This is a genomic window from Kitasatospora putterlickiae (assembly GCF_039527695.1).
Classification (GTDB): Bacteria; Actinomycetota; Actinomycetes; order Streptomycetales; family Streptomycetaceae; genus Kitasatospora; species Kitasatospora putterlickiae.
Map to the genome: position 1 here is coordinate 1 of NZ_BAAAKJ010000453.1, position 1,674 is coordinate 1,674.

Annotated in this window: 2 protein-coding genes; both read right to left on the reverse strand. The window is 75.5% G+C overall.

Features of this window, described 5'->3' with window-relative positions; genetic code table 11:
• Positions 1–75 precede the first annotated feature (75 nt).
• Positions 76–597, reverse strand: coding sequence for a SigE family RNA polymerase sigma factor (locus ABD308_RS36370; protein WP_344344478.1), 522 nt, complete (start codon positions 595–597; stop codon positions 76–78).
• Positions 598–710: 113 nt separating this feature from the next.
• Positions 711–1,674: FAD-binding oxidoreductase (locus ABD308_RS36375; RefSeq protein WP_344344482.1), on the reverse strand; the 964-nt coding region annotated here is incomplete at its 5' end.

A 1,674-nucleotide genomic window follows, 5' to 3' on the forward strand; every position in this document is an offset into this window, starting at 1 on the left:
TGCCGGTGGTGGTCGGCGCGGTCGCCGAGACCCCGCCGTCCTCGGCCGCCGCGTCCACGGGCGTCCCGTCACGGTTCATGCCGCACCTCCGGTGCTCGTCCTGGTGATGAGTGAGGAGAGCCCACGCAGCTTGGCCACGCCCTTCGAGGCCTGGCTCTTGACCGTGCCCACCGAGCAGCCCATCGCGGCGGCGGCCTGGGACTCGCTCAGGTCCTCCCAGTACCGCAGCACCACCGCCTGGCGCTGTCCGGGCGGCAGCGTGCCGAGCGCCTCCAGCAGGGCGGCCCGGTCGTCCAGCCGCTCCAGGCCGTCCGGTCCGGGGCGCTCCGGCACGGCGGTGACCAGCTGCTCCGGCACCCGGCGCCGGAAGCGGCGGGCGTGCTCGTTGACCACGATCCGGCGCACGTAGGCGTACGGCTCGTCGGCCCGGGTGACCCGTCCCCAGGCGGCGTAGGTCCGTTCCAGCGCGGTCTGCACCACGTCCTCCGCCAGGTAGCGGTCCCCGGTCAGCAGGAACGCCGTGCGCAGCAGACGTGGCCAGGCACCGGTCACGAACGCGTTGAACTCCGCGTCCCGCTCGGCCTTCTTGGCTCCCATGAGTACCTCCTCGCCCCACCAGAGCCCGCGGCGGCCGCGAACCGTTGCCGGGAACGCCGGCGGCCGGCCCGGACGGACCGGCCGAACGGGCAGGAGAGCAGGTCGGAAGGGGGTCAGGAGGCGGGCGGGATATTGAAGTTGAGCCGGAAGAGGTTGCCCGGGTCGTAGACCGCCTTGAGTGCGGCGAGCCGCCGGTGGACCGGCTCCGGGTAGGCGGTGCGCACGGTGGCGGGGTCGGCGTCGTCGATCCCGAGGAAGTTGGCCAGCGTCCCGCCGGTGGACCACGGCCGCAGCCGCTCGTGCAGGGCGGTGTGCGCGGCGCGCAGCCCGTCCAGTCCGACCGGGCCGATCATCGCGGTGGAGAAGGCGAGGTACCCGGCGTCCCGGCCGCCGACCGCGTTCGGCACGGCCGGCTCGCGCGCGTACGCGCCGCCCTGCAGCCGCACCTCGACGATCAGCGGCCCGCCGGCGTCCGGCCCGGCGAGGTCCAGCACGGCGTCCGCCGTGGCGGCGGTGAACTCGCGCAGCGCGCTGTTGCGGTCGTACGCGGGGTGCGCGAACGGCGGCTCGTGGTGGATCGTGCCGGCCTCGGTGAAGGGCAGCTCGCGGACGGTGTCCAGCAGCGGGGTGCCGAGGGCGCGCAGCGGCCGCACCCACTCCTCGCCGCGCTCCGCCGGGCCGCTCCAGGCGACCCGCAGGACGGCGGCGTACCGGCCGCGGATCGGCTCGGGCACGGCGTCCAGGTCCGGGTAGTGGATCAGCTGGGCGGAGGTGGCCAGTTCCTCGGGGACGGTCCGGCTCCAGACGGCCCAGCCGTGCAGCGCGGCGGCCGCGGAGCCGGCGGGGAAGTAGAGGCCGCCGCCGTACAGGCCGGCGCACGGGACGAGGCCGATCTCCATCTCGGTGACGATCCCGAAGTTGTCCTTGCCGCCGCGCAGCGCCCAGAACAGCTCGGGCTCGCTGTCGGGCGTGGCGGTGCGGTGCCGGCCGTCGGCGGTGACCACCTCCAGGCGGCGGACGTGGTCGGCGGCGAAGCCGTGGCGGCCGCGATGAGCGACGTCGACCTGGCCACCGCCG

What these genes read in the sequence shown, in the direction of transcription:
- ABD308_RS36370 (WP_344344478.1), bottom strand. Translation starts at nt 597, where the DNA reads ATGGGAGCCAAGAAGGCCGAGCGGGACGCGGAGTTCAACGCGTTCGTG.